This window comes from Bradyrhizobium sp. F1.13.3, assembly GCF_040548265.1.
Taxonomy (GTDB): domain Bacteria; phylum Pseudomonadota; class Alphaproteobacteria; order Rhizobiales; family Xanthobacteraceae; genus Bradyrhizobium.
The window spans coordinates 41,154-64,901 of sequence record NZ_JBEPRI010000005.1 but is presented as its reverse complement, the minus strand read 5'-3'; the positions used below and the strand labels follow the sequence as shown (position 1 = coordinate 64,901).

Annotated in this window: 25 protein-coding genes and 1 pseudogene; 19 read left to right on the top strand and 7 right to left on the bottom strand. The window is 64.0% G+C overall.

What is annotated here, in order from left to right; all coding sequences use genetic code 11:
* The first annotated feature begins 2 nt into the window (after nucleotides 1–2).
* The 4 genes from ABIB66_RS15395 (at nucleotide 3) to ABIB66_RS15380 (ending at nucleotide 4,722) form a co-directional block, all read left to right on the top strand.
* Complete coding sequence (locus ABIB66_RS15395) at nucleotides 3–269, top strand: hypothetical protein (RefSeq protein ID WP_354209365.1); 267 nt, start codon at nucleotides 3–5, stop codon at nucleotides 267–269.
* Nucleotides 270–461: 192 nt separating this feature from the next.
* Nucleotides 462–3,629, top strand: a complete 3,168-nt coding sequence (locus ABIB66_RS15390) for a CheR family methyltransferase (protein WP_354209366.1) — start codon at nucleotides 462–464, stop codon at nucleotides 3,627–3,629.
* The gene (locus ABIB66_RS15385) at nucleotides 3,629–4,375 is read left to right on the top strand and encodes a Crp/Fnr family transcriptional regulator (protein ID WP_354209367.1); all 747 of its coding nucleotides are present in this window, start codon (nucleotides 3,629–3,631) and stop codon (nucleotides 4,373–4,375) included. Before ABIB66_RS15390 ends, ABIB66_RS15385 begins: the two co-directional genes overlap by 1 nt.
* A 116-nt stretch (nucleotides 4,376–4,491) precedes the next feature.
* Entirely contained in the window at nucleotides 4,492–4,722 is a 231-nt protein-coding gene (locus tag ABIB66_RS15380; protein ID WP_354058811.1) for a hypothetical protein, read from the top strand.
* 48 nt (nucleotides 4,723–4,770) lie between these two features.
* Here the strand turns inward: ABIB66_RS15380 and ABIB66_RS15375 are convergent, their stop codons facing one another.
* The gene (locus ABIB66_RS15375; RefSeq protein ID WP_354058812.1) at nucleotides 4,771–4,986 is read right to left on the bottom strand and encodes a hypothetical protein; all 216 of its coding nucleotides are present in this window, start codon (nucleotides 4,984–4,986) and stop codon (nucleotides 4,771–4,773) included.
* A gap of 168 nt (nucleotides 4,987–5,154) precedes the next feature.
* Between ABIB66_RS15375 and ABIB66_RS15370 the strand changes: the two genes are divergently transcribed.
* The 7 genes from ABIB66_RS15370 (at nucleotide 5,155) to ABIB66_RS15340 (ending at nucleotide 9,216) form a co-directional block, all read left to right on the top strand.
* Nucleotides 5,155–5,361, top strand: a complete 207-nt coding sequence (locus ABIB66_RS15370; RefSeq protein WP_018455208.1) for a hypothetical protein — start codon at nucleotides 5,155–5,157, stop codon at nucleotides 5,359–5,361.
* Between the two features lie 2 nt (nucleotides 5,362–5,363).
* Complete coding sequence (locus tag ABIB66_RS15365) at nucleotides 5,364–5,564, top strand: hypothetical protein (RefSeq protein ID WP_275167985.1); 201 nt, start codon at nucleotides 5,364–5,366, stop codon at nucleotides 5,562–5,564.
* Nucleotides 5,565–5,644: 80 nt separating this feature from the next.
* Nucleotides 5,645–6,721: a flavodoxin family protein gene (locus ABIB66_RS15360; protein WP_354254988.1), complete on the top strand. Its 1,077-nt coding sequence runs from the start codon at nucleotides 5,645–5,647 to the stop codon at nucleotides 6,719–6,721.
* Nucleotides 6,718–7,623 (top strand): NAD(P)/FAD-dependent oxidoreductase, encoded by a 906-nt coding sequence (locus tag ABIB66_RS15355; protein WP_354209369.1) that lies wholly within the window; start codon nucleotides 6,718–6,720, stop codon nucleotides 7,621–7,623. The genes ABIB66_RS15360 and ABIB66_RS15355 overlap by 4 nt, the downstream gene beginning before the upstream one ends.
* Before the next feature lie 18 nt (nucleotides 7,624–7,641).
* On the top strand, nucleotides 7,642–8,586 hold the full coding sequence (locus ABIB66_RS15350) for a cation diffusion facilitator family transporter (protein WP_354254987.1): 945 nt from the start codon (nucleotides 7,642–7,644) through the stop codon (nucleotides 8,584–8,586).
* Nucleotides 8,587–8,687: 101 nt separating this feature from the next.
* Nucleotides 8,688–9,017 (top strand): four-helix bundle copper-binding protein, encoded by a 330-nt coding sequence (locus ABIB66_RS15345; protein WP_275167981.1) that lies wholly within the window; start codon nucleotides 8,688–8,690, stop codon nucleotides 9,015–9,017.
* A 10-nt stretch (nucleotides 9,018–9,027) separates the two neighbouring features.
* Complete coding sequence (locus ABIB66_RS15340; RefSeq protein ID WP_354209371.1) at nucleotides 9,028–9,216, top strand: hypothetical protein; 189 nt, start codon at nucleotides 9,028–9,030, stop codon at nucleotides 9,214–9,216.
* Between the two features lie 22 nt (nucleotides 9,217–9,238).
* Here ABIB66_RS15340 and ABIB66_RS15335 read toward each other — a convergent pair whose 3' ends face one another.
* Nucleotides 9,239–9,496 carry a hypothetical protein gene (locus tag ABIB66_RS15335; RefSeq protein WP_275167979.1) on the bottom strand — a complete coding sequence of 86 codons (258 nt, stop codon included), beginning with the start codon at nucleotides 9,494–9,496 and terminating at the stop codon, nucleotides 9,239–9,241.
* 283 nt (nucleotides 9,497–9,779) lie between these two features.
* On the opposite strand from ABIB66_RS15335, the gene ABIB66_RS15330 reads away from it, so the two are divergent.
* Nucleotides 9,780–10,154 (top strand): hypothetical protein, encoded by a 375-nt coding sequence (locus ABIB66_RS15330; RefSeq protein WP_275167978.1) that lies wholly within the window; start codon nucleotides 9,780–9,782, stop codon nucleotides 10,152–10,154.
* A gap of 3 nt (nucleotides 10,155–10,157) precedes the next feature.
* On the opposite strand, the gene ABIB66_RS15325 is transcribed toward ABIB66_RS15330, so the two are convergent.
* Both ABIB66_RS15325 and ABIB66_RS15320 read right to left on the bottom strand, forming a co-directional pair.
* Nucleotides 10,158–11,483, bottom strand: coding sequence for a polysaccharide deacetylase family protein (locus tag ABIB66_RS15325; RefSeq protein ID WP_354254986.1), 1,326 nt, complete (start codon nucleotides 11,481–11,483; stop codon nucleotides 10,158–10,160).
* Between the two features lie 190 nt (nucleotides 11,484–11,673).
* A complete protein-coding gene (locus ABIB66_RS15320) occupies nucleotides 11,674–12,447 on the bottom strand; it encodes a polysaccharide deacetylase family protein (RefSeq protein ID WP_354254985.1) in 774 nt (257 codons plus the stop codon).
* Nucleotides 12,448–12,563: 116 nt separating this feature from the next.
* On the opposite strand from ABIB66_RS15320, the gene mgtE reads away from it, so the two are divergent.
* The 4 genes and pseudogenes from mgtE (at nucleotide 12,564) to tolA (ending at nucleotide 16,543) form a co-directional block, all read left to right on the top strand.
* A complete protein-coding gene (gene mgtE, locus ABIB66_RS15315) occupies nucleotides 12,564–13,985 on the top strand; it encodes a magnesium transporter (protein ID WP_354058817.1) in 1,422 nt (473 codons plus the stop codon).
* 162 nt (nucleotides 13,986–14,147) lie between these two features.
* On the top strand, nucleotides 14,148–14,495 hold the full coding sequence (locus ABIB66_RS15310; RefSeq protein WP_275167974.1) for a helix-turn-helix domain-containing protein: 348 nt from the start codon (nucleotides 14,148–14,150) through the stop codon (nucleotides 14,493–14,495).
* Between the two features lie 185 nt (nucleotides 14,496–14,680).
* A pseudogene (locus ABIB66_RS15305) lies at nucleotides 14,681–15,498 on the top strand (aldo/keto reductase).
* A 49-nt stretch (nucleotides 15,499–15,547) separates the two neighbouring features.
* Nucleotides 15,548–16,543, top strand: a complete 996-nt coding sequence (gene tolA, locus ABIB66_RS15300) for a cell envelope integrity protein TolA (RefSeq protein WP_354209376.1) — start codon at nucleotides 15,548–15,550, stop codon at nucleotides 16,541–16,543.
* A gap of 612 nt (nucleotides 16,544–17,155) precedes the next feature.
* On the opposite strand, the gene ABIB66_RS15295 is transcribed toward tolA, so the two are convergent.
* The 3 genes from ABIB66_RS15295 to ABIB66_RS15285 form a co-directional block, all read right to left on the bottom strand.
* Nucleotides 17,156–18,208 (bottom strand): HlyD family secretion protein, encoded by a 1,053-nt coding sequence (locus ABIB66_RS15295; protein ID WP_354254984.1) that lies wholly within the window; start codon nucleotides 18,206–18,208, stop codon nucleotides 17,156–17,158.
* Nucleotides 18,205–19,470: a glycosyltransferase family 2 protein gene (locus tag ABIB66_RS15290; protein ID WP_354209378.1), complete on the bottom strand. Its 1,266-nt coding sequence runs from the start codon at nucleotides 19,468–19,470 to the stop codon at nucleotides 18,205–18,207. Before ABIB66_RS15290 ends, ABIB66_RS15295 begins: the two co-directional genes overlap by 4 nt.
* 1,044 nt (nucleotides 19,471–20,514) lie before the next feature.
* On the bottom strand, nucleotides 20,515–21,231 hold the full coding sequence (locus ABIB66_RS15285) for a DUF599 domain-containing protein (RefSeq protein WP_354058823.1): 717 nt from the start codon (nucleotides 21,229–21,231) through the stop codon (nucleotides 20,515–20,517).
* A 124-nt stretch (nucleotides 21,232–21,355) separates the two neighbouring features.
* On the opposite strand from ABIB66_RS15285, the gene ABIB66_RS15280 reads away from it, so the two are divergent.
* From ABIB66_RS15280 to ABIB66_RS15270, 3 genes are all read left to right on the top strand, one after another.
* Nucleotides 21,356–22,018, top strand: a complete 663-nt coding sequence (locus ABIB66_RS15280; RefSeq protein ID WP_354209380.1) for a glutathione S-transferase family protein — start codon at nucleotides 21,356–21,358, stop codon at nucleotides 22,016–22,018.
* 386 nt (nucleotides 22,019–22,404) lie between these two features.
* Complete coding sequence (locus ABIB66_RS15275; RefSeq protein WP_007611353.1) at nucleotides 22,405–22,608, top strand: hypothetical protein; 204 nt, start codon at nucleotides 22,405–22,407, stop codon at nucleotides 22,606–22,608.
* Between the two features lie 159 nt (nucleotides 22,609–22,767).
* On the top strand, nucleotides 22,768–23,736 hold the full coding sequence (locus tag ABIB66_RS15270) for a hypothetical protein (RefSeq protein ID WP_354209381.1): 969 nt from the start codon (nucleotides 22,768–22,770) through the stop codon (nucleotides 23,734–23,736).
* Nucleotides 23,737–23,748: the final 12 nt, after the last annotated feature.

Below are 23,748 nucleotides of genomic sequence, written 5' to 3'. Positions count from 1 at the left end.
CCATGACCATTTCCCTCGCCGAATGGACCGAGCAGCTCGATACCGAGCGCCGCCATCTGATCAAGGCCGATCAGGATATCGAGGAGGGTTGCCAGCGCATCCGCGATCAGGAGGAGCGGATCCGTGAACTCAGTGCCGGTGGCCACGACGCAGGCCAGGCGGAGCGGCTGGTCGAGGTGCTGAAGCAGACCCTGACGGAATGGCTCCGCCACCGCATCCTGATCGAGCAGCGGATTAGCTATCTCCGGCAGCAAGTCGGTCCGGAGTGATCCAGGGGGCGTTGGCAGGCCGCCTGGCTCCATGCCGGGCGCGTACATCTCTGGTCGGCAATTGACACCGATGTTCGCCGTATGGAACGCAGCGCGACGTTTCCGCCTTCCACCTGTTGGGATAACATCATTTCTGATATTGCCGCGAGCGGGCGTCCCGCTTCACGCCAATGAATGAGAGCTACCGAGACCATGCATGAAATCGGCGACCAATCGGTCGAAACAGAGCGCCAGACCAGGTCCCCGCTGGTCATCGGGGTGGGCGCCGCGCCGACAGCACTGGATAGCGTCGAGCGGTTCTTTTCCAAGCTGACCGTGGGCGCCGATCAGGCCGTCGTGCTGGCGCTGCAACATCACGAGGCGCTCGACGAGCCGCGGCTGCGCCGGATCGTGCAAAACTCCAACGGCGGCAAGATCGCCGACATCAGCGACGGGCAAACCATCGAGGGCGGCACGATCTATCTGTGCCCGCCGGCGCAGATCACGACGATCCAGGGCGGTCGCTTCGCCGTCCGCGCGGCCGAGCAGGCGCCCGGCGAGCGGGCAACAATCGACAGCTTCCTGGTCTCGCTGGCGGAAGAACGCGCCGAGCAATCGATCGGCGTGATCCTGTCCGGCATCGGTGGCCACGGCACGCTGGGCACCGCGACGCTGAAGGATCATGGTGGTCTCGCTATCGCCGAAAAGGGCGCGAGCGACGAGGCTGAGCATCTCGAGGACTCCAACACGCCGGCGGCGATCGCCGATTATGTGCTCTCTCCGGAAGAGATCGCCGAGCACATCCAGGTCTATGCCCGTCATCTGCGGCGGCTGGAAGAGAAGCAGGGGTTCGACGAGGTGCTGGCCGCTGCCGCGACCTCGCTGTCGCGCATCGCCGACATCCTGCGCAGCAAGACCGGCAATGATTTCCACGGCTACAAGCAAAACACCTTCCTGCGTCGCGTGCAGCGGCGGATGCAGGTGGTTCAGATCGCCGAGATTTCCGCCTATGTCGATTTCCTACGCAACGACGACGATGAGGCCCAGCACCTTTTCAACGACCTCTTGATCGGCGTCACCGAATTCTTCCGCGATAAGCGCGAATTCGAGGTGCTGGAGAGCCAGATCGTCCCGAAGATGTTCGAAGGCAAGAGCGCGGGCCAGCAGGTTCGCGTCTGGGTGCTCGGCTGCGCCACCGGAGAGGAGGCCTATTCGATCGGTATCCTCCTGCGCGAGCACATGGCCAAAATGGACTCCGTGCCGCAGGTTCAGATCTTCGCGACCGACATCGACGGACGGGCGCTGGCGGCCGCGCGCGTCGGCCGCTATCGCACCAAGATCGAGACGGACATGACCAGCGAGCGCCTGGCGCGCTGGTTCGTGCGCGAGGGCGATACCTATTGCGTGGTCAAGGAGCTGCGCGAGATGTGCATCTTCTCGCAGCACAACGTGACCAAGGACGCACCGTTCTCGAAGCTCGATCTCGTCTCCTGCCGCAATCTGCTGATCTACCTCAATGCCGAATTGCAGAACCGGGTGATCCCGCTCTTCCACTTCGCGCTTCTGCCGGATCGTTACCTGTTCCTCGGCAATTCCGAGAACGTGACGCGGCATCCAAAACTGTTTGCGCCGATCGATCGCCGCGCCCGCATCTTCAAGAAGCTCGAGACCGGAACGCGGCTGCCGCCGGAATTTCCGATCACGACCGTCGCGGGCAGGGCGCCCGCCGAGGTGCCGCCGTTGCGCTCGTTCCGCCCCGACGTCGGGCTGGAGCGCCGCGCGCAACGGGTCGCGGAGCGCTACGCGCCCGCTTATGTCATCACTGACGGCAACTTTCAGGTCCTGCACTTCTCCGGGCGCACCGGCCGCTACATCGAGCCGACGGCAGGCGCCGCCACGCTCGATCTGCTTCAACTCGTCCACCGCGATCTCCGCCTGGACCTGCGTACGGTGCTCAGCCGCGCAGCGGAGACCAACGAGCCCGCCCATACCGAGCAGGTGCAGCTCGGCGCCAACGGCCATCGTGTTCTCGTCGACATCATGGTTGAGCCGATCCAGGATGGCGGCAGCGACCACCGCAATTTCGTCGTTCTGTTCAAGGATGGGCCGGTGCGCAACACCGATGCCGGCGAGAGCAGGCCCAGCGCGCTGGTGCAGACCGAGCATGTCGAACGTATCGAAGGCGAGCTGCGGGCGACGCGGGAGCGCCTTCAGGCAACCATCGAAGAGCTCGAAAGCACCAACGAGGAGCTGAAGTCCTCCAACGAGGAATACCAGTCGCTCAATGAAGAGCTTCAGTCGGCAAACGAGGAGCTCGAAACTTCACGCGAGGAATTGCAGTCAGTCAATGAGGAACTGACCACCGTGAACGGCGAGCTGGCCCACCGCGTCCAGGAATTGACGCGCGCCACCAGCGACCTCGAGAATTTCCTGGAGAGCACCCAAATCGCGACCGTGTTCCTCGATAACGATTTGCGCGTGATGAACTTCACGCCGGCGATCACGCAGGTTCTGCATCTCGTCGAGACCGACACGGGGCGTCCCATCGCGCACATCAAGGCGCGCATCCCGATCGAGGAGCTCTATGACGACATTCGCGGCGTGCTGCGGACGCTTGCCATCGCCGAGCGCGAGCTCAGGGATCCAGACAGCGGCACGCGCTACATCGTCCGCATCCTGCCTTATCGCAGCATCGACAATTTCATCGCCGGGGTTGTGATCACGTTCGTTGACGTCACCGCGATTACCCGCGCCGAGGAGCGGCAGCGCCTGCTGCTGGCCGAGCTCCAGCATCGGGTCCGCAACACGCTGGGCGTGGTGCGCTCGATCGCCCGTCGCACGGCCGATAGCAGTTCGACGGTCGAGGAGTTTGCTTCCCATCTCGATGGCCGGCTCAACGCATTCGCCCGAACCCAGGCGCTGGTGACCCGCGATCCCGAGGGCGGCGTAGACCTCGAATACCTCGCCGTCGAGGAGCTGCTGGCCTATAATGCCAGGGAAGGAGAGCAGGTACGTGTCAGCGGCCCCACCGTGCGTTTTCAGTCGAAGGCCGCGGAAACCTTTGCCCTTGCCATTCACGAACTCGCAACCAACGCGCTGAAATACGGCGCCTTGAGCCGGCCGACAGGTCGCATCGAGATTTCCTGGCGCCTCGAGCAGGGCACCAACCCGGCGGAGCTGGTGTTCGAGTGGCGGGAGCGCGGTGGGCCGCCGGTTGCGCCGCCGCCGCATAAAGGATTTGGGACCGAGCTTCTTGAGCGCACACTCGCGTTCGAGTTCAAGGGGCAGACCACGATGGCGTTCAATCCCAAGGGATTGGAATGCACGATCGCCATTCCTCTCAGCAAGCGGGCGTTCCATACACCGGCGGTGGCCAACTGATGCCCTTGTCGACGATAGATCGCAGCCAGGTGGACCCGGTCATTCGCCGGCTGAACGCGCTGAGAACCTTGTCGACGGAGGCCCGCACCTCGCTCGAATACGCAATGCTCGAGGGAATCCAGCGCGCAGGGGCGGGCGAGGATCTGATCTCGGAGGGCGATCCGGTCGACAGCATCCGCCTCGTGCTGTCGGGCTGGCTCTGCCGCTACAAGACGCTGGAGGACGGCCGGCGGCAGATCGTCAATTTTCTTTTTCCTGGCGAGAGTTGCGATGCGCACGCCTTCCTGCTGCCCGTGATGGATCATTCCATCGCGGCGATGACGCCGGTCGCCTACACCGAAATCAAGCGCGCGCGGTTCGAGAGTCTGGTGGCTGCCGATCGCTCGCTGGCGGAAGCGTTCTTGTGCGAGACTCTCGTCAACAGTGCCATCCAGCGCGAATGGGCTATCAATCTCGGCCGCCGGGTGGCCTTCGAGCGCGTGGCCCATTTGTTTTGCGAAATCATCGAGCGGCTACGTCCCGTCGGCATGGTCGAAGGCAATTCTTGCGTGATGCCGGTGACGCAAATGGATCTTGCGGACGCCACCGGCCTGTCGGTGGTCCATCTCAACCGCACGGTTCAGGAGTTGCGTGCCTCCGGCCTGATCGTGCTGCGCGATCGCACGCTGACCATCACCGATCTCGATGCGCTCAAGGACGCGGCGCTGTTCTCGCCAAGCTATTTGCAACTCTATCGACGCGGCTAAGCGTTTCTCTGGTGTTCCGGGAGACTTGATCCAGGTTAGCGTTCGCGAATGTTTTTTGAGCCGATGGCTGGTTTTGAGTAATTGACGTAACTTACGTAAAGGCGGTTTCGTCCCGAATGTCCTATCGTCGTTCCATGAACGACGTCCTGCTTGCCCGCGCTGAGCGCGCGATCGAAGCAAGCCGCGCCCTCCGGGCGCAGCGCAGAGCGGTCGCGGATCAGCTTGATGACGCCACGCGCGAGGTGCGCCGTGTGGTGATGGAAAGCGCGATGCTGCGCTCGGAGCTCAAGGCCCTCCGCGACAACCGGGAAGAGCAGGATCTCCGACACCGCGTGCCGCCGGAATAGGAGCCGACGACACCAAACGCGCAGCATGCGCCGGGATGGGCGCCCCACTCAACGCCGCTTCGCTGCTTTGGATCGCCTGTTGTAAGGCGAGCGGTTGGCGGGCTTCAGCGAAATGCCTTCGCGCTGCGCCTTGCTGCGAATGGCCGCGACCGGGCGCTGCAGCATTTCGGTTCCGGCGCAGTCGAAGCGGCGTGGGCGCGCGAAGGGAATGCGCGCATCCGTCGCTGCTCGGCCGTTTTGTTTCGCACCGGCAAAATCACGCACCGTTAACTTATTGAAATGCCGGAACCTGCGGTTGCGGCCGAAGCTGCCAACACTGCCGGGCTGGGCCGCCCCAACCGGCACGAAACTCTGGCCCCGGCGCCGACCTCCCGCCGGGGCCAATTCCTCCCATCCCAATTCCTTCCATCTGAAGGGCTTTGTGAAGGTACAATGACCGCGAAACGCAACCGCAGGAAACAGACCCAATCGCTCCAGGAGCGGTTGGCAGCATTTGCCCAAACCGCTCGCGAGCGCGCGCGCAGCCTGCCGCCCGGCAAGGAGCGCGACATGCTGCTTCAGCGCGCCAAGCAGAACGAGGTGACCTCGAACCTGACGGACTGGCTGAGCGAACCCGTGTACCCGAGACGGGGAGGATGACGATGCGGAGCATCAAGCACTACCGCGCGTTCCAGATCGATCCGGACGGGCATGTGTTTGGATGCATCAACCTGGTCTGCGACAATGATGAGCAGGCCAAGCGCGAGGCCGCCTCGCTCGTGCTGGTGCACCGCATCGAACTGTGGCGGCTGGACCAGCGCATTGCGCAATTCGATGTGCCGCCGGACGTTGTTCGCCAGTAGAGCCACGAGAGGAGAGCGAGGAGGAACCGCGCGCTGCGCCCCGGGTTGGTCGGACTGTACCGACCTTGCGAGGAGCCAGCATGACGGAAGCCGACGTTCGCAAGGGGATGCCGCCCGTCAAGCTCTCGCGCGAGGCCTTCGAGCACCGCTACAGGAGCCGGTTCGTCGATTCCGCCTTTGCACCGCTCCAGCGCGAGCTCGATGCCATCGTTGGTGCTGCCTGGGATGCCTACAGCAATTCACGCAAGGCCCCGCTGACGCGAAAGGCGGGCGCCGGATTCGCCGATCCCGATTACGGCATCGCCATCGACTGGCTCGATGCGCGTGCAAAGATCCTGGCGGCGCAGCGGCGCCATGACGATGCGGACGAGACGCCGCGCATCCTCATCATCAACGGCTCGGCGCGCAGCGAGCACACCTGTCCCGGCGAGATGTCCAAGACCTGGCGTCTGGTCGAGCTCGCCGAGCCGGTCTTTGCCGAGCTTGGGTTTGCCGTTGACATCCTCGATCTCTCGCGCCTGGCTTCGGAGTTCGGCAAGACGATCCATCCCTGCAAATCCTGCGTCGGAACCGCGATGCCGCTCTGCCACTGGCCGTGCAGCTGTTATCCGAACTATTCGCTGGGGCAGACCGACGACTGGATGAACGATATCTATCCGCTGTGGGTCGCGGCCCACGGCATCCTGATCGTGACGCCGGTGAATTGGTATCACGTGCCCGCCGGACTCAAGTCGATGATGGATCGCATGGTCTGCGCCGACGGCGGCAATCCCGATCCGACCTCGACCCATGGCAAGAAGGCTGCCGAGGCGAAGGCGCTGGAGCTGAAGGGCTGGTCTTATCCGCGCCATCTCGCCGGCCGTCATTTCGGCCTTGTCGTTCACGGCGATGCGGTCGGTGCCGAGGGCGTGCGCCGGGCCCTGTCGGATTGGTTGACCGACATGCAGCTGATCTCGGCGGGCCGCTTCGCCGAACTCGATGGCTATGTCGGCTACATGGAGCCCTACGCCACCTCGCACCGCGACCTCGATGACGACAGGGTATTCCAGACAGAGGTGCAGAACGCCGCGCGCGCGCTGGGCAATGCAGTCAGGCTGGCCCGGAGCGGAAAGCTTCGCGAGCCCGGTGCGGGCCTGTCCGATCCAAATCCCAAATGACGGCGGATGATGAACCCCATGATTGCCTGATCGTCGGCGGCGGCCCCGCCGGGCTGATGGCTGCGATCTACCTCGCGCGGTTTCGGCGCCGCGTCTGTGTCGTGGACGCAGGCGCGAGCCGGGCGGCGCTGATCCCGCGCAGTCACAATGTGCCGGGCTTCGTCCACGGCCTGTCCGGTACCGACCTGCTTGCGCGCATGTCCGCGCAACTCGGCGAACTCGCGGTCACGCGGGTGGCCGCCGAAGTCACCGCCTTGCGGCGACACGAGCGAGGGTTTCTGGCAATCTGGAACGGCGGCGCGCATACCGCCGCCACCGTCATCCTTGCCTGCGGCATCGTCGATACCCATCCGCCATTCGACGAATGGCGCGAGGCAGTCGCGGACGGGCTGTTGCGCTACTGTCCCATCTGCGACGCCTTCGAGGCGATCGGCCGTCGCATCGGCATCGTCGGTCCGCTTCACCGTGCCGCCGGCAAGGCGCTGTTCATGCGCGGCTACTCGCGCGACGTGACGCTGCTCGCAACAGGCGAGGAGGACCGGAAGGCCGCGGCACCGGAGCTGATTGAAGCGGGTGTCGAGATCGTCGTCGCGCCCGGGCTGCGCCTGAGGCGGGGAGACGACGGCGTTGAAGCCGTTTTCGCCGATGGCCGGACGGCGCAATTCGAGATGGTCTACCCGGTGATGGGTGCGGAAGTGCGCTCGCATCTCGCGATGACGCTTGGGGCCGAACACACCGCAGACGGCCATCTGAAAGTCGACGACCATCAGCGCAGCTCGGTCGACGGGCTCTACGGCATCGGCGACATCGTCACCGACCTGCACCAGATCTCGGTCGCGTTCGGCCACGCCGCGCTCGCCGCCTGCACGATCCACAACAGCCTGCCGCGGCGGCTGGCATGAGGAACGGGGTATCGGACATTGGTAACAGAATCATCCTCGAAGACCGCGGTCTATGCGGCGCTCTTCGGCAATGTCCTGGTCGCGGTCACGAAGATCGGCGCCGCTGCGTGGACGGGAAGTTCGGCCATGACGAGCGAAGCGGTGCATTCGCTCGTCGACACGACCGACGAGATCCTGCTGCTCTACGGCTACCGGCGCGCGAGCCGTTCGCCCGACGAATCCCATCCGCTCGGCTACGGGCGCGAGCTGTATTTCTGGAGCTTCATCGTTGCGCTGCTGATCTTCGCGCTGGGCGCCGGTGTCTCGCTGTATCAGGGCATTCTGCATGTCGCCGCACCCGAGCCGATCGAAAGTCCGATCGTCAGCTTCGTGGTGCTCGGGCTGTCATTCCTGTTTGAAGGCGGCTCCTGGCTGGTTGCCCTGCGGCGCTTCAGCTCCGACGGCCAGCGGTTCGGATATTATCAGGCTTTCGTTCGCAGCAAGGATCCTCCGGCATTCATGGTGCTGCTCGAGGACAGCGCGGCGCTGGTCGGCATCGCCATTGCCGCGGCGGCCACTGCGGCCGCCGTATGGCTGAGCCAGCCGGTCTGGGATGGGATCGGTTCGATCCTGATCGGGATATTGCTGGCGATCGTGTCGATCGGTCTCGCGCGCGAGAGCAAGAGCCTGCTGATCGGCGAGCCCGCCGATCCGGAGCTTGCGCGATCGATCCTCGACATCGCAAGGCGCTCGCCCGGCGTGCTCAGGGCCAACGGCCTTCTGACGGTGCAGCTGTCGCCGGTCGAGGTCGTTGCGGCCCTCAGCATCGAATTTGCGGATGACAAGCGCGCCGACGACATCGAGCGATGTGTCATTTCGATCGAGACGGAGATACGCAAACGCCATCCAAGCGTGGCGGCGCTATTCATCAAGCCGCAGACCGATGCCCGCTACCGCGCGGTGCGCGCGAGGCGTTACGGCTAGCTTTGCGAGGTTCCCTGGACGTCACAATCGGCACGACGGCAGGAACGATCACAACATCCCCTTGGTTGACCCGTGCAGGGGGCGAGCATTGGAGAAAACGGATGGCTCAATCCGAAGACATGACGCGCTGCATCGCGCTCTGCATGAGCTGCTACCAGACCTGCCTCGGCACGGCGATGAACCATTGCCTCGAGACGGGCGGCAAGCACGTCGAGCCCAAGCATTTCCGCTTGATGATGGCGTGCGCCGAAATGTGCCGGACGGCGGCGCATTTCATGCTGATCAACACGCCGCATCACCGGCATACCTGCGGCGAATGCGCCGAAATCTGCAGCGAATGCGCCGAGGATTGCGAGCGGATCGGCGGCATGGACGAGTGCGTCGCCATGTGCCGCTCCTGCGCACAATCCTGCCGTGCGATGGCGGCCTGAGGACAAGCCCATGCTGGAAGAGAAACTCACGGACGCCATCGTCGAGGAGCTGAAGCGGCAGGCGGCCAACCGGCCGCAATTGCTGAAGGTCGAACGCGCGGACGATGCGAAAGCCTCGCAGGAGCTGATCGTCAACGGCAAGATCGACTTGGCCGCGCTGGTCATGGTGATCGCCGGATCGGTCGCCGGCGGACCTTGAGTCCGGCCGGTCACCGGCGCCCTCAGCCATATTCCTCGCCAATGCCGTATTCCCGGTAGATCTCCAGTGGATCGAGGTCGGGAAACAGCCGGCATTTGGCCTGGGCGAGGTGCAGGCTCACCGCCGCCGGCTCCTTGCCGTTCGAGAGCATCTTGCGGATGTCGTCCATATGCGCGTTCGGCTGGTGCTTGGTGTCGAGCTGCTCCAGCGCGACCAGCGCAGTCGCCAGCGCCTCGGTCAGAACCCAGTCGTCGTGGCCGGTAATTCCCTTCTTCGGCATCGGCAGACCCCACAGTGGTAACCCAGTCTATCGGGACTTCCGCCAAATCTCCAAGGAGCCGTTGCACTCAGCAGGCGCGGAAGGGACCGGCGGCCCTGCTCCGGCTTGCATTATGGCCGGGCGTGGCTAAAAGGCGGCATTGCCGGGGCAATAGTATCTTTGTCGAAACAAAATTGGCGTAGACCGGCCTGCAGTGCATTCAGGCCGGCTGTTCCGGTCTGGCCCCTGATCCCCGCATTCGCAACACGGTCCGGTTGCACCACCCTTTAAGGCTTGAGCCCGCATGGTCTTTCTAAGCTTCGTCTATCGCTTCGTGACCAATTTCGCATTCATGGCGATGGTCTATTTCAGCCTGAATTTCATGGAGAAGTACCAGAACCGGGCGATCATCGCGATCCTCGTGCTGATCTATAGCGGCATGCGCGCAGCCTCGACGCTGCGGGCGTTTTACTTCTACCAGAAGATCGAGCGGCTGGAGGCCGAGACGAAGCGGCTACAAGGCCCGATCAATGACGGCGCGGGCGGAACGAACACGCGCAGGCAGGTCGTGGTCGACGTCGCGCGGCTGCGGCGCGACGGCGAGGTCAAGTCCTATATGGACCTGTTCTTCCTGGCGTTGATCGTGTTGCTCTGCGTCGCCAACATCATGCGACAGTAGGCTCTACTGCGCGCGCTTCTTCAGGCTCGCCACACGGGTCGGGCGCGGCGCGGTGCTCTTGGGCGCGGCGCTCTTAGGGGCAGTGCTCTTGGGGCCAGTGCTCTTGGGGGCAGTGCCCTCGGCCTCTGCGGCATGCTTCGGTGTGCCATGAACAGCATGTGCGGTGCGGGCAGCGCGCGGCTTGCCGGCTTTGCCCTTGGCCGCACGGGGCGTCTCGGCCGCCATGGCCAGGCGCGTCGCGGCGCGCCGCAACAAGGTCGTCGACAGCAGCACCTCGACCGAGCCCTCGGGGATCGCAAAGAGATCGCGGCCGGGCACGGGCAGGGTGGCCGCGACGTTGGCGAGCGCCATGGTCTTGCGCGGCAGCAGCGGCTGATGCGCGGTCTGCGCGTTGAGGTCGGCCAGCGAGGGCACCGGAAGGGTCTTGGTCTGCGCGAACACGAAGTTCGGCACGGCCGGCCAGCGCGCGATCGGTGTGGTCTCGGTCGGCGGATGCAGCAGCCATTCCACCGGCGTTGTCGGCGTCGCCGGCTGCTCGGCGGTCGCGGGCACCACGTGCACGATGCGATAGCCGCGCGCCTTGAGGTCACGGATGATCTTCGGCAGCGCCGCCACCGTGCGGGCCTGGATATCGTGCAGCAGCAGGATGCCTTTGCCCTTGGCCTCGAGCCGCTGGATCGCGAGCTGATAGACGCGATCGGACGACACATGGCGCCAGTCGTCGGCCGGGAAATCGGCGCTCCAGACCTGGATGCCGCGCGAGATCAGAAGGTTCTCGACACCTTCGGCGCGCATCAGGCCGGGAATGCGGAAGAACGGCGCCAGCTTGGACGGATCGGTCATCGCGGCCGATGTCCACTCGATGCCGCCATTGATTTGCGCCTCGGCCTTGTCGAGCGGCATCCGGTCCATTGTGAGCGGATGGTTCATGCTGTGCGTGCCGACGGTGTGGCCCGCCGCGACCAGCTTGCGCACGCCTTCCGGATTCGCCTTGGCCTGCTCGCCGATGATGAAGAAGGTCGCCTTGATGCACTCGTCGGCGAGGATCTGCAGCACCTGGTTGGAATATTTCGGCAACGGGCCGTCGTCGAAGGTCAGGACGACTTCATGGTCCTTCAGCGGCAGCGTCTCGCGGTATTGCATGGTGCCGATGAGGGGATGCGCGTGCGGATCGACCACGAGCGTGCGGGAGGTCCCGAGCGCGTCCGGATGGCCGGGGCAGTCGGCCGCAATGGCCGCCGGCGAGCCGATGGTCAGGACACCAAGAAATCCGCCAAAGCAAAGGACGATCCACGATCGCGTCCGAGCAACAACGCTACTTCCGATCATGAACCCCGTCTGCCCTCTTGCGCGATTGCCGCCATAGTAGGTCGGAGACATCGGCAAACGGTTCAGGCGCAAGAACCCCGACCCCGAACCGTGCCGCGACAAGTCCCCTTGATACTTGCATGGCGTAGCATGAACAGACTGTTAATAGGGCCCAAATCACCCCATTTTGCGCCGGCGTGACATTCCGGCATCAATGTGCGTCGGCACTCTTCTGTGATGTGCCCGCCGGCACGACGTGAACCACCCGATAGCCGTTCTCCCTCAGATACCGCAGGAAGGCCGGCATGATCGCAGCCGTGCGCGCCTTGGGATCGTGGAAGAGGATGATACCCTTGCCGGCGGCGGCGAGGCGCTCGGTGACGAGCTTCAATTCCTGCTCCGGCGTCATCTCGTTCCAGTCGCTGGCCCACAGGTCAGCCCCGAACACGACGATGCCGCGGGACTGCAGCAGGTCGAGCTGGGCTTGGGTGGCTTCGAAATAGGGAAACCGGAAGAACGGCGTCGAGGCTGTCGTCGTCGGCGTGCCGTGCAGCGCCATCTCGTCGGCGGCGATGCCGCGGTCGATCTCGCTCTTCGCCTTGTCGAGGGGGATCCGCGCCATGAACGGATGCGAGAAGGTGTGGTGGCCGATGCTGTGGCCCTCGCGGGCGATGCGCTTGACCATGTCGGGGTGTTCGGTGGCGTGCAGGCCGATCAGGAAGAAGGTCGCGCGCACGCATTCCTGCGCCAGCGCCGCCAATACCTTCGACGTCGTCGGCGGATGCGGTCCGTCGTCGAAGGTCAGCACGACCTCGTGGTCGGCGAGTGGCAACGTCTGCGGAAAACTCTTCAGGCCCACGCGCGGCGTGGTCTTGGCGTCGACGCTCAGAATGCGGGAGGTGCCGAGCGCGTCCTTGCGCGGGCACTCGGCGGCTTCAGTCGAGGCGATGCCGGTGACGGCGGCGAGGGCTGCGCCTGCCGCCATCGAGGCCCACCTCGGTCGAAGCATCTTTGTCATTGCGCTCAGAGTTGCCTTGTGGGTATTGCCTGAACCATCAGCTCAGACCACTCGTTCCAACCTGTCGAACGGCGAGGCGCGCCATGGATGAACATCTGGACGGTGCCGCGTCTGCCGCGGAATCGGTACTCGACCACGTGCCGATGCGCAATGAAGACGGCGAGATTCGTCACGAATTCGTCGCGGAAATTGCCCATGCGATCGAGGCCGGCGACAGCGCTGCGCTACGCGCCTGCGTTGCCGAGCTGCACGAGGCCGATCTCGGCGATCTCATCGGGGCTCTCGAGCCTGACGATCGGGTCCGCCTGGTCGAACTGACGGGGCGCGATTTCGACTTCTCCGCGCTAAACGAGCTCGACGAGGGCGTGCGCGAGGAGATCCTCGAGGAACTGCCGCCGCAGACAGTCGCCGAAGGTGTGCTCGAACTCGAATCCGATGATGCGGTCGAGCTGCTGGAAACGCTCGATCAGGCCGATCAGGAGGAGATCCTCGAGAAGCTGCCGCTCAAGGAGCGCGTCGTGCTCGAGCGCAGCCTGCTTTATCCGGAAAATTCTGCCGGCCGCCGGATGCAGACCGAGTTCATCGCGGTGCCGCAGGATTTCACCGTGGGACAGGCGATCGACTACATGCGCGAGACGCCGGATCTGCCCGACCGCTTCTACGAGATCTACGTCGTCGACAAGGAGCAGCACTGGCAGGGCGCGGTCTCGCTCGACGTGCTGCTGCGTGCCCGCCGCCCGGTGGCGCTTGCCGAGCTGACCGACGAGGATCGCCGCCGCGTCTCCGTCCTGGAGGACCAGGAGGAGGTGGCGCGCATGTTCGGCAAGTACAATCTCGTCGCAGCCCCGGTGCTCGACACCCAGGACCGGCTCGTCGGCGTCATCACCGTCGACGACGTCGTCGACGTCATCGAGGAAGAGGCGGACGAGGACCTCAAGGCACTCGGCGGCGTCAACAGCGACGAAGAGCTCTCCGACACCGTGTTCACCATTGCGCGCGCGCGGTTTAACTGGCTGCTGGTCAATCTCGCCACCGCATTTCTGGCGTCCTCCGTGCTTGGCCTGTTCGAGGGCCAGCTCGAGAAGATGGTGGCGCTTGCCGTGCTGGCGCCGATCGTCGCAAGCCAGGGCGGCAATGCCGCGACCCAGACCATGACGGTCGCGGTGCGGGCGCTGGCGACGCGCGAGCTCGGCTCCTCCAATGCCTGGCGCGTGGTGATGCGCGAGGGCCTGGTCGGCCTCGTCAACGGTCTCGCCTTTGCCGTGATCACGGGCGTGGCCGCGGTGGCCTGGTTCAGGATCCCGGGCCTCGGCGTCGTCATCGGGCTCGCCATCATCGTGAACCTCTTCGCCGGCGCGCTCGGCGGCATCCTGATCCCGATGGCGCTCGAACGTGTCAGGGCCGATCCGGCCGTGGCCTCCGGCACGTTCGTGACAACGGTCACCGACGTCGTCGGCTTCTTCTCCTTCCTCGGCATCGCGACATTGTGGTTCGGGTTGAGGTAGGAGCTGTTGAAATTCGTAGCCCGGATGGAGCGAAGCGTAATCCGGTGCCGCTGCGTCGGCTCGAGAGACGCCCCGGATTGCGCTGCGCTCCATCCGGGCTACTGGCCATCATCTTTAATCCGAACTTAAGCGGCCTGCCGCATCATCGCCTTGCTTGGGGGAATGAGCATGCGTGTGCGGCTGAAGGCGGACGGACGGATCGTCGAGTTGCGGGACGGGCAGGAGTTTCCTGTCCAGCCGCTTCCGATCCAGCCCTTTCCAATCCAGCCCTTGCCAATCCAGCCTGCGGCCAGCGCAGCGCCGGCCGAAGCCAGCTCGCTCGCCGTGCGCGATTTGCGCCGACGCGCCTGCCTGACCCAGATGGAGTTCGCGGCCAAACTCGGCGTTCCCGTCGAGACCATCCGCAACTGGGAGCAGGGCAAGCGCGCCCCGCGGGGACCCGCCCGCGCGCTGCTCGCCGTGATCGCGCATGCCCCCGACACCGTGTTCCAGGCGCTCGCCAAAGCCTGAGCTCAAAACCTGACGTCAAGGCCTGACGTCAAGGCTTGGCGTCAAGATCTGGCGCGAACCTCCCGTTAGCATTGCGCGCAAGATCCGGCTCGGCGGCCGGCGTCGTCCGTTGGCAGTGTCGCCAGCCGGGTTCATAATGACGCCTGGACGATGATTTGGGGCGACCGCGACAGAGAGGATTCCTCATGCTGTTCGTCGAGACCAATGGCGCAAGAATACCGGCGATCGGGCTCGGAACCTGGGAGCTGAGCGGGCGCATGTGCGCACGTGTGGTCGAGCAGGCGCTACGGCTCGGCTATCGCCACATCGATACCGCACAGGTCTACGAGAATGAGCGCGAGGTCGGCGACGGCTTGCGTGCCTCCGGCGTGCGCCGCGACGACATCTTCCTGACGACAAAAGTCTGGACCAACCATTTTGCGCCCCATGATCTCGAGCGCTCGGTCAAGGAGAGTCTGGCGCGCATGCGGCTTCCCTCGGTCGATCTCCTGCTGCTGCACTGGCCCAATTCGCACGTGCCGCTGGAGGAGACGCTGGGCGCACTGTCGCATGCCAAGCGCATGGGCCTGACCCGCCACATCGGCGTCTCCAATTTCACCGTCGCGCTGATCGAGCAGGCGGTGGCGTTGTCACCGGAGCCGCTGGCCTGCAATCAGGTCGAATACCATCCTTATCTGGACCAGGCGAAGGTGAGGCGGCCTGCGATCAGCACCGGCTCGCGCTGGTCGCCTACAGCCCGATCGCCAAGGGGCGGATCAAGACCGACCAGACGCTCGCCGAGATCGGGCGTCTTCATCGCAAGACGCCGGCGCAGGTCTGCCTGCGTTGGCTGGTGCAACAGAATGTCGCTGCGATCCCGCGCACCTCGCGCGTCGAACGCCTGTCGGAAAACATCGAGATCTTCGATTTCGAGCTTTCGGACGACGAGATGGCCCAAATCGCCGCGCTGGCCAGTCCCAGGGGCCGCCTGACCGATTTCGGCTTCGCGCCAAAATGGGATTGAGAGGGGGCTGCCGTATGCTAGGACCAGCTTGGCAACCTGAAGTCAGGCGATGGAACTGCGGAAGATCATACGGACGGACATTGCAGCGTCGGCGATCGCCCATCTGACGCTGGTCGCGCTGATCATCGTGATCAGCAAAGTCCATCCTTTTCACGCCAGCCCGCCCGAATCGGTTTCCGTCAGCATCGTGACGCCGGAGCAGGTGAAGCAGGAGGAGGCCAAGGCCGAGGAGAAGGCCGAGGAAAAACTCAAGAAGCCGCCGGAGCCGACCCCTGACCTGAAACTGCCGAAGTTGGATTTCACCGACAAGGACAAGGCGGCGGCCGCGCCGAAGCCCGAGGCGAAGCAGCAGGCCGCGGCACCGTCCTCGAAGCAGCAGGCCTCGCCTGAACAGCCGCAGCAGAAACAGCCGCAGCCACAGCCTTCACAGACGTCGCAGCAGCAGCGCGAGGCAAATGCGCAGACGCAATCGCAGCCTCAACAGCCACAGCCTCAGCCATCGCAGTCGCCGCCGCCTCAGGCGACGCCGCAGCCCCCGACACCGCAGCCCCCGGCGCCACAGCTCTTGCCACAAGCGATGCAGCAGCCAGCCGCGCCGCCCCCGGCCTATCAGGCGCCGGAGCCCGACGTCACTGTCAAGTACGGCGTCATGCTGGGCCTGCCGCCGGAATTGCCGGCGGAGCTGCCGAAGGACGCCCCCAAGGACGATGGCGGCGATGCCAAGGATTCAATCGCGGCCAAGTTGCCGGCCGAAGTGATCGCCGAGCTGCGTCGTCACTTGCGTAGCTGCGCCAAACTGCCGGCCGGGGTTGCGCCGACCGACAACGTTAACATCAAGCTGCGCACGGTGCTCGCGACCGACGGCACGCTGGCGCGGGAGCCGATCCTGATCGAAGCCCCGCCGTCGGCAAAGGGCGTTGCGCTCGTGAAGTCGGCCATGAGCGCGCTTCAGGCCTGTCAGCCCTACAAGATGCTGCCGGCCGATAAATACGGGGAATGGAAGGTGATGGACCTGCCGTTCACACCACGGGATTTCGGCGGCTAGCACGTAGTCATCTAGCCCGGATGGAGCGCAGCGCAATCGGGGCCGCTCGCGTTGCGTCTGGCACCTTCCCGGATTGCGCCGCTGCGCTCTATCCGGGCTACACGACCGCCTCTGTGTCCCCTCTGTCAATCCGCTCGCGCCAATATATTCCGCTTTGTGCTTGAAGCGAGACCACCCAGGTCGGTCGCGGCGACGGGCACGTCAAGTTGTCAGACCTGATCGGAATGGCCTCCTAGCGTACGGGCCCCACTTGCTGCTCAGCGCATAGAATGACCGGGCGTCCAACTTTGCGTCTGGCGACGGACAAGCCGAGATCGCCGCTAATCCTTACAAGCCAGCCGGAGCACACGCTGGGGACACCACCATCTCAACCCAACACCTTGTGCACCGCGCGCTAGTGCCCACGATCTCGCAAGCTGGGTCAGCCGATACAATGTCGCGGCAGCACTTCGGGCACGTATATCCCGCGATGCTTGGTGCGAAGTCATACTCCGGACCAACGTAGGCGCAGATCATGTGGTGGAATACCGGAAACGAGATCAGAGCGGATGAGCCGCAAGCCGGGCAATTCGTTTGAGTCCCTTCGATCTGCATGCTGCACCTCGCTCCCTCTCACAGCTCGTCGAGCCCGAATAGTCCCACCAGCATGGAAGCGATCCGCGCGCTGAGTTGTGTGTAGTGCATGTGAACGTCGACGGCCGAGTTCAGCGCCGGGGGATGTGCGCCTGGGCTGAACCGAATTCGCGCGATTTGCAAGGCGGTACGCTCGCGCGCCGCCGATAAGCCCGCTGCGGGGTACACGTCGGACACAGGCAAAATTTCCGCGATTTTGCCCAGAATTCGTCGGTTGCCGAACAGCACAAAGACTTCGTTGCCGACTTTTGGATCGGACAGGCGTTCGTTGGGAACGTACCAATCGACGAAGACATCCGTGGGGTCGAGAATTTCTGCAATCGGAGTGCCCGCCACCAGTGACTGGCCGGCACGCGCAGGATTGTTCGCGACGATGCCAGCTATGGGCGCAAAGACTCTCCCATCGGCAAATCTGCTTTCAACTTTTTCGAGGCGGTCACCGAGTTGCCGGCTGAATTCGTCGAGAGCAGCCAATTGAGTGCTGGCTTCGGCGGCTTCCGCCTCCTGCGAGACCACGGCTTTGTTCGCCAGGGCGCGCTCCCGGGACATGTCTATGCGGTAATTCAGGCTCGCAGCCGATGAGGTTGCGATAAGCTCGACAGCTTCCTCAGCAAGGCGCAAATGTGAGCGCGTCGCGTCGAGAGATTCGCGCGCAACCCGGGCTTTGACACGCAGTTCCGCCTTGCGGCCAGCGATGTCCGCGAGCGAGCGCATATAAGTCGCGACGATTTCATCGTGCTGCGGAGACCGAACCCTTCCGATTTCTTCGCCGGCCCTGACCGATGCCCCTCTCAGCACGGTGATGCTGTTAATCTGCACGATGTAAGGCAGTGAAACCAAATATCTCGGCGAGGACACGCTACCTGGGCCGCCGAGATAGAGGAGTGGCCTCCCGAAATAGACGACAAAGAATGCGAGTATGCCGAATACGATTGTCGCATAGGCGGCGCGGACGGCCCGTCCGGCCGCACGCCGACGGCTCTCGATAGGATCGGGAATATGCGGACCGAGTCGCGTCAGGGTGACTGTCATTTGGCCACCTCTTCTGTCCGATCTCCGAATAATGCACGGCGAACGCGCGGCGGTACGAAATCATCGTTCCGCGACGAGGCAAAGATAATTTCTGAAGAATAGGAAAAGAACCGCGCGCACTTCAGATAGACGCCTTGGTAAAGCGGAAAGATCAGCGCCATCTTCCAGCCGAAGGTTCCGACGGATCGATGGAATAGGGCGAACACAAGTGCCATATTGAACACCGAGATCCAGAGCAACAATAGGTAGATCGCCGACAGAAACAACACGGCATTCGAGCCGAACAGCAGCACGATGTAGGCCAAGTAGAATGGCAGGCTGAGCGTCGGAACGAGATCGAAGACGATGAAGTCCAGCCGTTGGATTGTGTCCGGTAAACGCTCTAGCGGGTGGCGAAAACTCAGCTCGCCATACATCATGAAACGGATGCGCAGAGCATCGCGATCCCAGCGCGCCCGCTGGCGCAACAGACTTATGCCGCTTGCGGGGCCGGCTGTTTCCGCCCAGGCGTCCGACACGAAGCGAATGACATAGCCGAGCCTGCGGAGCCGCAAGGTGTACTCCATATCCTCTCCCGGGCCGACGTCGAGCCCGCCCTGCTGCGCGAAAATATCCCGGCGATACATGGAACAGGCGCCGGACAGACACGCGATCGCATCCACCACGTCGAGGATCGACCGCCCCGCGGTGATCGACATCAGGTATTCGACGCTTTGAAGTCCTGTCCATATCGAGTCGCGCTCGTTGCTGACCGCGATGCTGCAACTTGCGCCGGCGACGAGCGGATCGCCGAACGCAGCAGCGAGGCGCTCAACCGCGTTCGGTTCGAAGACAGTGTCGGCATCCACGGTCAAAAGCAGAGCGCCGCGGGCGAACCGTGCTGCAGCGTTGATGGCAGCGCTGCGGCCGCAGCGGGTCCCATGGCAGATGACCATGTCAACCAGGCCCTGCGCTCTCGCCCGCTCCGCTACCGCGCGTGTTTCGTCGGTGGAGCCGTCGTCGACGACGATGATTTCGACAGGTCGCAGGGTTTGCCGGCGCAGCGAGCTGATCGAAGGACCAAGCCCGGAGCCGCCGTTGAATGTCGGGATAATCACGCTTACTGTCGCCTGGCAAACCGTCGCGCTGGCGCTTCGCCGCTTCGAGCTGAACAGAGCAAGAGACACCAGCGATAAGGTGTAGCGGGGGATGTCGAATATCAGCAGCGAGAAGGCGAGTAGAAATAAACTCGTTCCGGCGAGCACTTCCACCATTTCGGACATGCCGCCACCTCCACTACGACAGGACGATTCCGAGCATCCGACCAAACCAAGCGAAGGCAATTATCAGACGAGAAAATGAAGACCATCGCGTTGATGGTCGAGTGGTAAATTGCGTAAACATTTGCTTTTTGTGTTTGCGCTATTCACCTGCAGCGTCGGCTTCGTCAGTTGACGATGACCGGCTCTCGAAGACTGATTGTTGGCGTGCCGGCATCAGCGTTGCAGTTGGAGTTGTTCCCGCGTCGATAAATCCCACAAGGTGACCGGTCCGTCCAACCTTTCAGGCGCAAGACGGCCTCAGTCTGGAAAGACTGAGGCCGGTGGGGGCGTCGATGTACCGTTGGGGTCGGTACTCTAGAATTCTAATCGCGACGCACCAATTTGCGTATTGTCCTTGAGGACAACCAATCAGCACGTCGTCCCTCTCACACATCTGCGAACCGCCCGACGGGTATGCCGGACGGTCGTCCGTGCCACGCACACGCCGTTGATACGTGTCCTGCCGACGCCGCAGGCAGCAGCGACTTCCGTAATCAGGCTTTCGGGCTGTGCAATCGGGGCAGGTGTCATCGCCTGAGCCGATACTGCGAAGAAGAAGGCGAACGTGGCAATTCCGAGCGACTTGATCATATCGAGCTCCCTGGAAGCGCCCAACCGCCCGGCCGGCGCGGCGAAGCGATGGACGCGACTCTCTCAAACTGATGCCCGCTCCTGTCAGAGAATTGAGATAGATCAAAGCGGCTTTACGGACTTCCCGTGCGGCAATCGCTACACATAGCAGGCCGAGACCGCCGGCTTAGGACTTTGATCGCAGGCTTCCCTGTGCCCTCTTGGATAAGAGGGTGAAGTGACCAGGCAAAGATACGGGCGAAATGCGCCGCGAGAGTGCGAAGCTATATCTGCAATTCAAAATGCGAGCTGGAAAAGTGGCGCTGCCGCCTCATACTGCGTCAATGCGAGCGCAGCGACTTGTCCGCCACACTCCCGCTCTCGTGCCCCGGACGCAGCGCAAGAGCGCTGCAGCGCGTCCGGGACACGAGCGCGTCAACGACCGCGCTTCCGCATCTCCTCGCCATCCACCACCTCCGGCGCCATGGCCTCCCACGCGCTCGAGGCGAATTGCCGTCGCCAGGTCACGATTACCACGGCTGCCGTGGTCACGAACAATACCCAGGGGCTGACGAACCAGCCGAGATAGCCGAGTGCGAAGAAGAAGGCACGCTGGCCGCGGTTGAAATGGCGGCCGGCGGATTCGAACAGGCGCGAGGTGCGGATCACATGAGCTTCGGCCTCCGGCGTGTCACGCTGCGAAGCCGCCGGCATGCCGCCGAACAGGATCGCGACATAGTTGAACAGGCGGTACGACCAGGCGAATTTGAAGAAGGCATAGACGCAGATCAGGACGAGGCCGACGCATTTCAGCTCCCACATGGCCGGCGAGGTACTGAGATCGACCGGCAGCTTGCTCAAGATCGTGATCGCATCGTTGGTCGCGTGCAGCAGCGCCAGCGCGCCGCCGAGCGCGATCAGGCTGGTGGAGGCGAAGAAGGCGGTGCCGTTCTGCAGCGAGGCCATGATCTGCATGTCGACCATGCGCGCGTCGCGGTCGAGCAGCCGGCGCACCCACACCTCGCGGTAGCGGTTCATGCGCGCCGACAGGCTGTCGCGGCCATAGGCCGAATGCTCCAGCGTCAGCGCGTAGACCAGCCATTCGATGATGAAGAAGCCGACGGCGGTGATGTCGACCCAATGCCTGCTCATGTCTGTCTCCTGGCGAGGATCGCAACGCTTGCCACGCATGGCGAGGTGCAGCAACGATTGATTGGCGGCAGGCGATGACGTTAAAAGCGGCTCGCTTCAAGGCGTATCGGGAAGGATGGATGACATGGCTGCGCTGAAACTCGCAATCGGCAACAAGAATTACTCGTCATGGTCGATGCGGCCCTGGCTCGCGCTCCGCGCCAACGATATCCCGTTCGTGGAGACCCTCATCCCGCTCTACACCGACAATCCCGCGGACAAGGAGCAGATCATCTCGTTCAGCCGCGCGGGCAAGGTGCCGGTGCTGGTCGATGGCGACATCACGGTGTGGGATTCGCTCAGCATCATCGAATACATCGCCGAGCGCTACCCGGAAGTGAAGCTGTGGCCGGACGACGCCGCCGCCCGCGCCCATGCCCGTTCGGTGTGCGCCGAGATGCATTCCGGCTTCATGGCCCTTCGCAACGAATGCGGCATGAACCTGCACCGCCCGGTAGGCGCCGTGACGCTGTCGGCGGACGCCGAGGCCAACATCGCGCGCGTGCAGGAGATCTGGCGCGAGTGCCGGACCCGGTATGGCGCCGATGGACCGTTCCTGTTCGGGCGCTTCGGCGCGGCCGATGCGATGTATGCCCCGGTGGTGCACCGCTTCCGCACCTACGCAATCGAGGTCACGCCGGAGATCAAGGCCTACATGGACACGATGCTGGCGCTGCCGGCGTTCCAGGAATGGACTCGGGACGGGCTCGCCGAAACGCTGGTCATCGAAAAGTTCGAGAACGTGTAATCCGTGGTTGCGATCGGGCCTCGCTCGATCGCCCGAGTGGTCGGCAAGGAGAGGGACCTCACGGGAATCCTGGGCTTGCTCGGCCGACCAGTTCCGCAGCGACAATGTCGACCCATTGCTTGACCGGCTGGGCCAGATTCTGGCCCAGGAACCGCGCAAGGCGGTGGATCACGCCAGCCCCGACGGCCGTTGGCTTCATACCGCCTGAAGGACCGGTTCCAGCGGTATCATCGGCTGGCGGCATCACGCTGAAATAACTGCAAAATTCGCACGTTTGCAATGTTGCATACTGCTGGCCAAAAACGCCCGCTGCATGCTATACAGCGGCCGGGTTTCCGGCCGGCCGACGCAGTGGGACCATGGGCGTGGCAGGCGTTGTTTGAGTGATGGAGAGGGTGTTGAAGCACAAATTCCCTATTGGCGCGCGCGTATTGTTCACCGCGAGCAATGTCGCACGCCCCGCTGCCAGCGGCTCGTATGAGGTCATCCGCCTCCTGCCGACCGATGGTGACGACTGTCAGTACCGGATCAAGAGCTCGACCGAAGCCTTCGAACGCGTCGCCAAGGAAAGCCAGCTCGCGCTGTCCTGAAGGCCGACGCTATCCGCGCATTGGCGCGTCCTCGGGGAATTGTATTCTGCCGCCGTCAAAAGGCCCGCTTCACCTTCAAAAGGTGGGCCGGGGGCAGTTGCCGACTCTCGGTGCTCGCTTTGACCATTCGCTCTCTGCTCGCGTGAGGGGACGTCGCGCATGAACTGGGCATGGGCCTCGTCGCTCGACCAAATCTGGCGCTCGCCGGCCCTTCCAATGTGGATGATGTTGGCGGCTGCCGGCTTCTTCGGACTGATCCTCCTGGTCACGCTGCTGCGCGCCGAGAGGTCGGTCGCCAACGGTGCGCTGAGCGTCATTACGCTGTTCGCCATTGCCATCGCGCTGGCTGCCGTCGTGCGCGTCGATGGACCGGGGCAGACCACGCCGACCGAGGCGCGCGCACAGGCCGCGATGATCGCGAGCCTGCCGGCGCTGTCCTGCCTTGACGAACTCGCTGGCGATGCCGTGGCCATTGGCTGCGAGAAGGCGCTGTTCGGCGCGCCTGACGCGGCGGCGGCGGCTGTCTCCACCACCGCGGCCAGGATCGACCGGCTGACGGCTCTCGGCGATGCCGCGACCGCCGAGAACAGCCTGACGCCCGACATCAAGGTGCTGCGCAAGTCGCTGGAGCGTGATCGCTACGGCCTGGTCGCGCAGGTGCTGGTCGTGCGCGACGGCTGCACGCAGTTCGACTGCGCGGCCTTCCGCTCGCTGACCGATCAGCAGCAGGTCGCCGCCAACATGGATTCCCATCTCTACGACACGCTGGTCGCGCGCTACGCCCCGACCTGGAATGCGCCTGCAGCGGCGCAATCGTTGCCGGCCACGGCCGCGCTCGCCGGACTGCCGCCGTCGATGCCGACGGGCAAGCCGACCAATGCGGAATTCCCGAGCGCCTCGTCGACGCCGCCGGTCAGCATCATGAATCCGGAGCCGACGCGCCACACGGCGCCCGCCGCGAACGCAGCGGCCGCGCCGGCTCCGCGCGCCCCGGCAGCCGCTTCGGCACAGGCCGCAGCTCCAGCCGCGAAGAGGCCGCCAGCGCCGAAGGCTGCGCGGGCGCCGGCGGCAGCACCGGTTCCGCTCACGCCGCCGCCCGCCGCTCCTCCGGCTGCGGATAACGAGTAGATCGGCATTCCA

What these genes read in the sequence shown, in the direction of transcription:
- ABIB66_RS15390 (WP_354209366.1), top strand. Translation starts at nt 462, where the DNA reads ATGCATGAAATCGGCGACCAATCGGTCGAAACAGAGCGCCAGACCAGG.
- ABIB66_RS15345 (WP_275167981.1), top strand. Translation starts at nt 8,688, where the DNA reads ATGGCTCAATCCGAAGACATGACGCGCTGCATCGCGCTCTGCATGAGC.
- ABIB66_RS15285 (WP_354058823.1), bottom strand. Translation starts at nt 21,231, where the DNA reads ATGAGCAGGCATTGGGTCGACATCACCGCCGTCGGCTTCTTCATCATC.
- ABIB66_RS15275 (WP_007611353.1), top strand. Translation starts at nt 22,405, where the DNA reads ATGGAGAGGGTGTTGAAGCACAAATTCCCTATTGGCGCGCGCGTATTG.
- ABIB66_RS15335 (WP_275167979.1), bottom strand. Translation starts at nt 9,496, where the DNA reads ATGCCGAAGAAGGGAATTACCGGCCACGACGACTGGGTTCTGACCGAG.
- ABIB66_RS15385 (WP_354209367.1), top strand. Translation starts at nt 3,629, where the DNA reads ATGCCCTTGTCGACGATAGATCGCAGCCAGGTGGACCCGGTCATTCGC.
- ABIB66_RS15365 (WP_275167985.1), top strand. Translation starts at nt 5,364, where the DNA reads ATGCGGAGCATCAAGCACTACCGCGCGTTCCAGATCGATCCGGACGGG.
- ABIB66_RS15380 (WP_354058811.1), top strand. Translation starts at nt 4,492, where the DNA reads ATGTCCTATCGTCGTTCCATGAACGACGTCCTGCTTGCCCGCGCTGAG.
- mgtE (WP_354058817.1), top strand. Translation starts at nt 12,564, where the DNA reads ATGGATGAACATCTGGACGGTGCCGCGTCTGCCGCGGAATCGGTACTC.
- tolA (WP_354209376.1), top strand. Translation starts at nt 15,548, where the DNA reads ATGGAACTGCGGAAGATCATACGGACGGACATTGCAGCGTCGGCGATC.
- ABIB66_RS15325 (WP_354254986.1), bottom strand. Translation starts at nt 11,483, where the DNA reads ATGATCGGAAGTAGCGTTGTTGCTCGGACGCGATCGTGGATCGTCCTT.
- ABIB66_RS15370 (WP_018455208.1), top strand. Translation starts at nt 5,155, where the DNA reads ATGACCGCGAAACGCAACCGCAGGAAACAGACCCAATCGCTCCAGGAG.
- ABIB66_RS15270 (WP_354209381.1), top strand. Translation starts at nt 22,768, where the DNA reads ATGAACTGGGCATGGGCCTCGTCGCTCGACCAAATCTGGCGCTCGCCG.
- ABIB66_RS15330 (WP_275167978.1), top strand. Translation starts at nt 9,780, where the DNA reads ATGGTCTTTCTAAGCTTCGTCTATCGCTTCGTGACCAATTTCGCATTC.
- ABIB66_RS15295 (WP_354254984.1), bottom strand. Translation starts at nt 18,208, where the DNA reads ATGACAGTCACCCTGACGCGACTCGGTCCGCATATTCCCGATCCTATC.
- ABIB66_RS15320 (WP_354254985.1), bottom strand. Translation starts at nt 12,447, where the DNA reads ATGGCGGCAGGCGCAGCCCTCGCCGCCGTCACCGGCATCGCCTCGACT.
- ABIB66_RS15340 (WP_354209371.1), top strand. Translation starts at nt 9,028, where the DNA reads ATGCTGGAAGAGAAACTCACGGACGCCATCGTCGAGGAGCTGAAGCGG.
- ABIB66_RS15310 (WP_275167974.1), top strand. Translation starts at nt 14,148, where the DNA reads ATGAGCATGCGTGTGCGGCTGAAGGCGGACGGACGGATCGTCGAGTTG.
- ABIB66_RS15395 (WP_354209365.1), top strand. Translation starts at nt 3, where the DNA reads ATGACCATTTCCCTCGCCGAATGGACCGAGCAGCTCGATACCGAGCGC.
- ABIB66_RS15355 (WP_354209369.1), top strand. Translation starts at nt 6,718, where the DNA reads ATGACGGCGGATGATGAACCCCATGATTGCCTGATCGTCGGCGGCGGC.
- ABIB66_RS15280 (WP_354209380.1), top strand. Translation starts at nt 21,356, where the DNA reads ATGGCTGCGCTGAAACTCGCAATCGGCAACAAGAATTACTCGTCATGG.
- ABIB66_RS15360 (WP_354254988.1), top strand. Translation starts at nt 5,645, where the DNA reads ATGACGGAAGCCGACGTTCGCAAGGGGATGCCGCCCGTCAAGCTCTCG.
- ABIB66_RS15290 (WP_354209378.1), bottom strand. Translation starts at nt 19,470, where the DNA reads ATGTCCGAAATGGTGGAAGTGCTCGCCGGAACGAGTTTATTTCTACTC.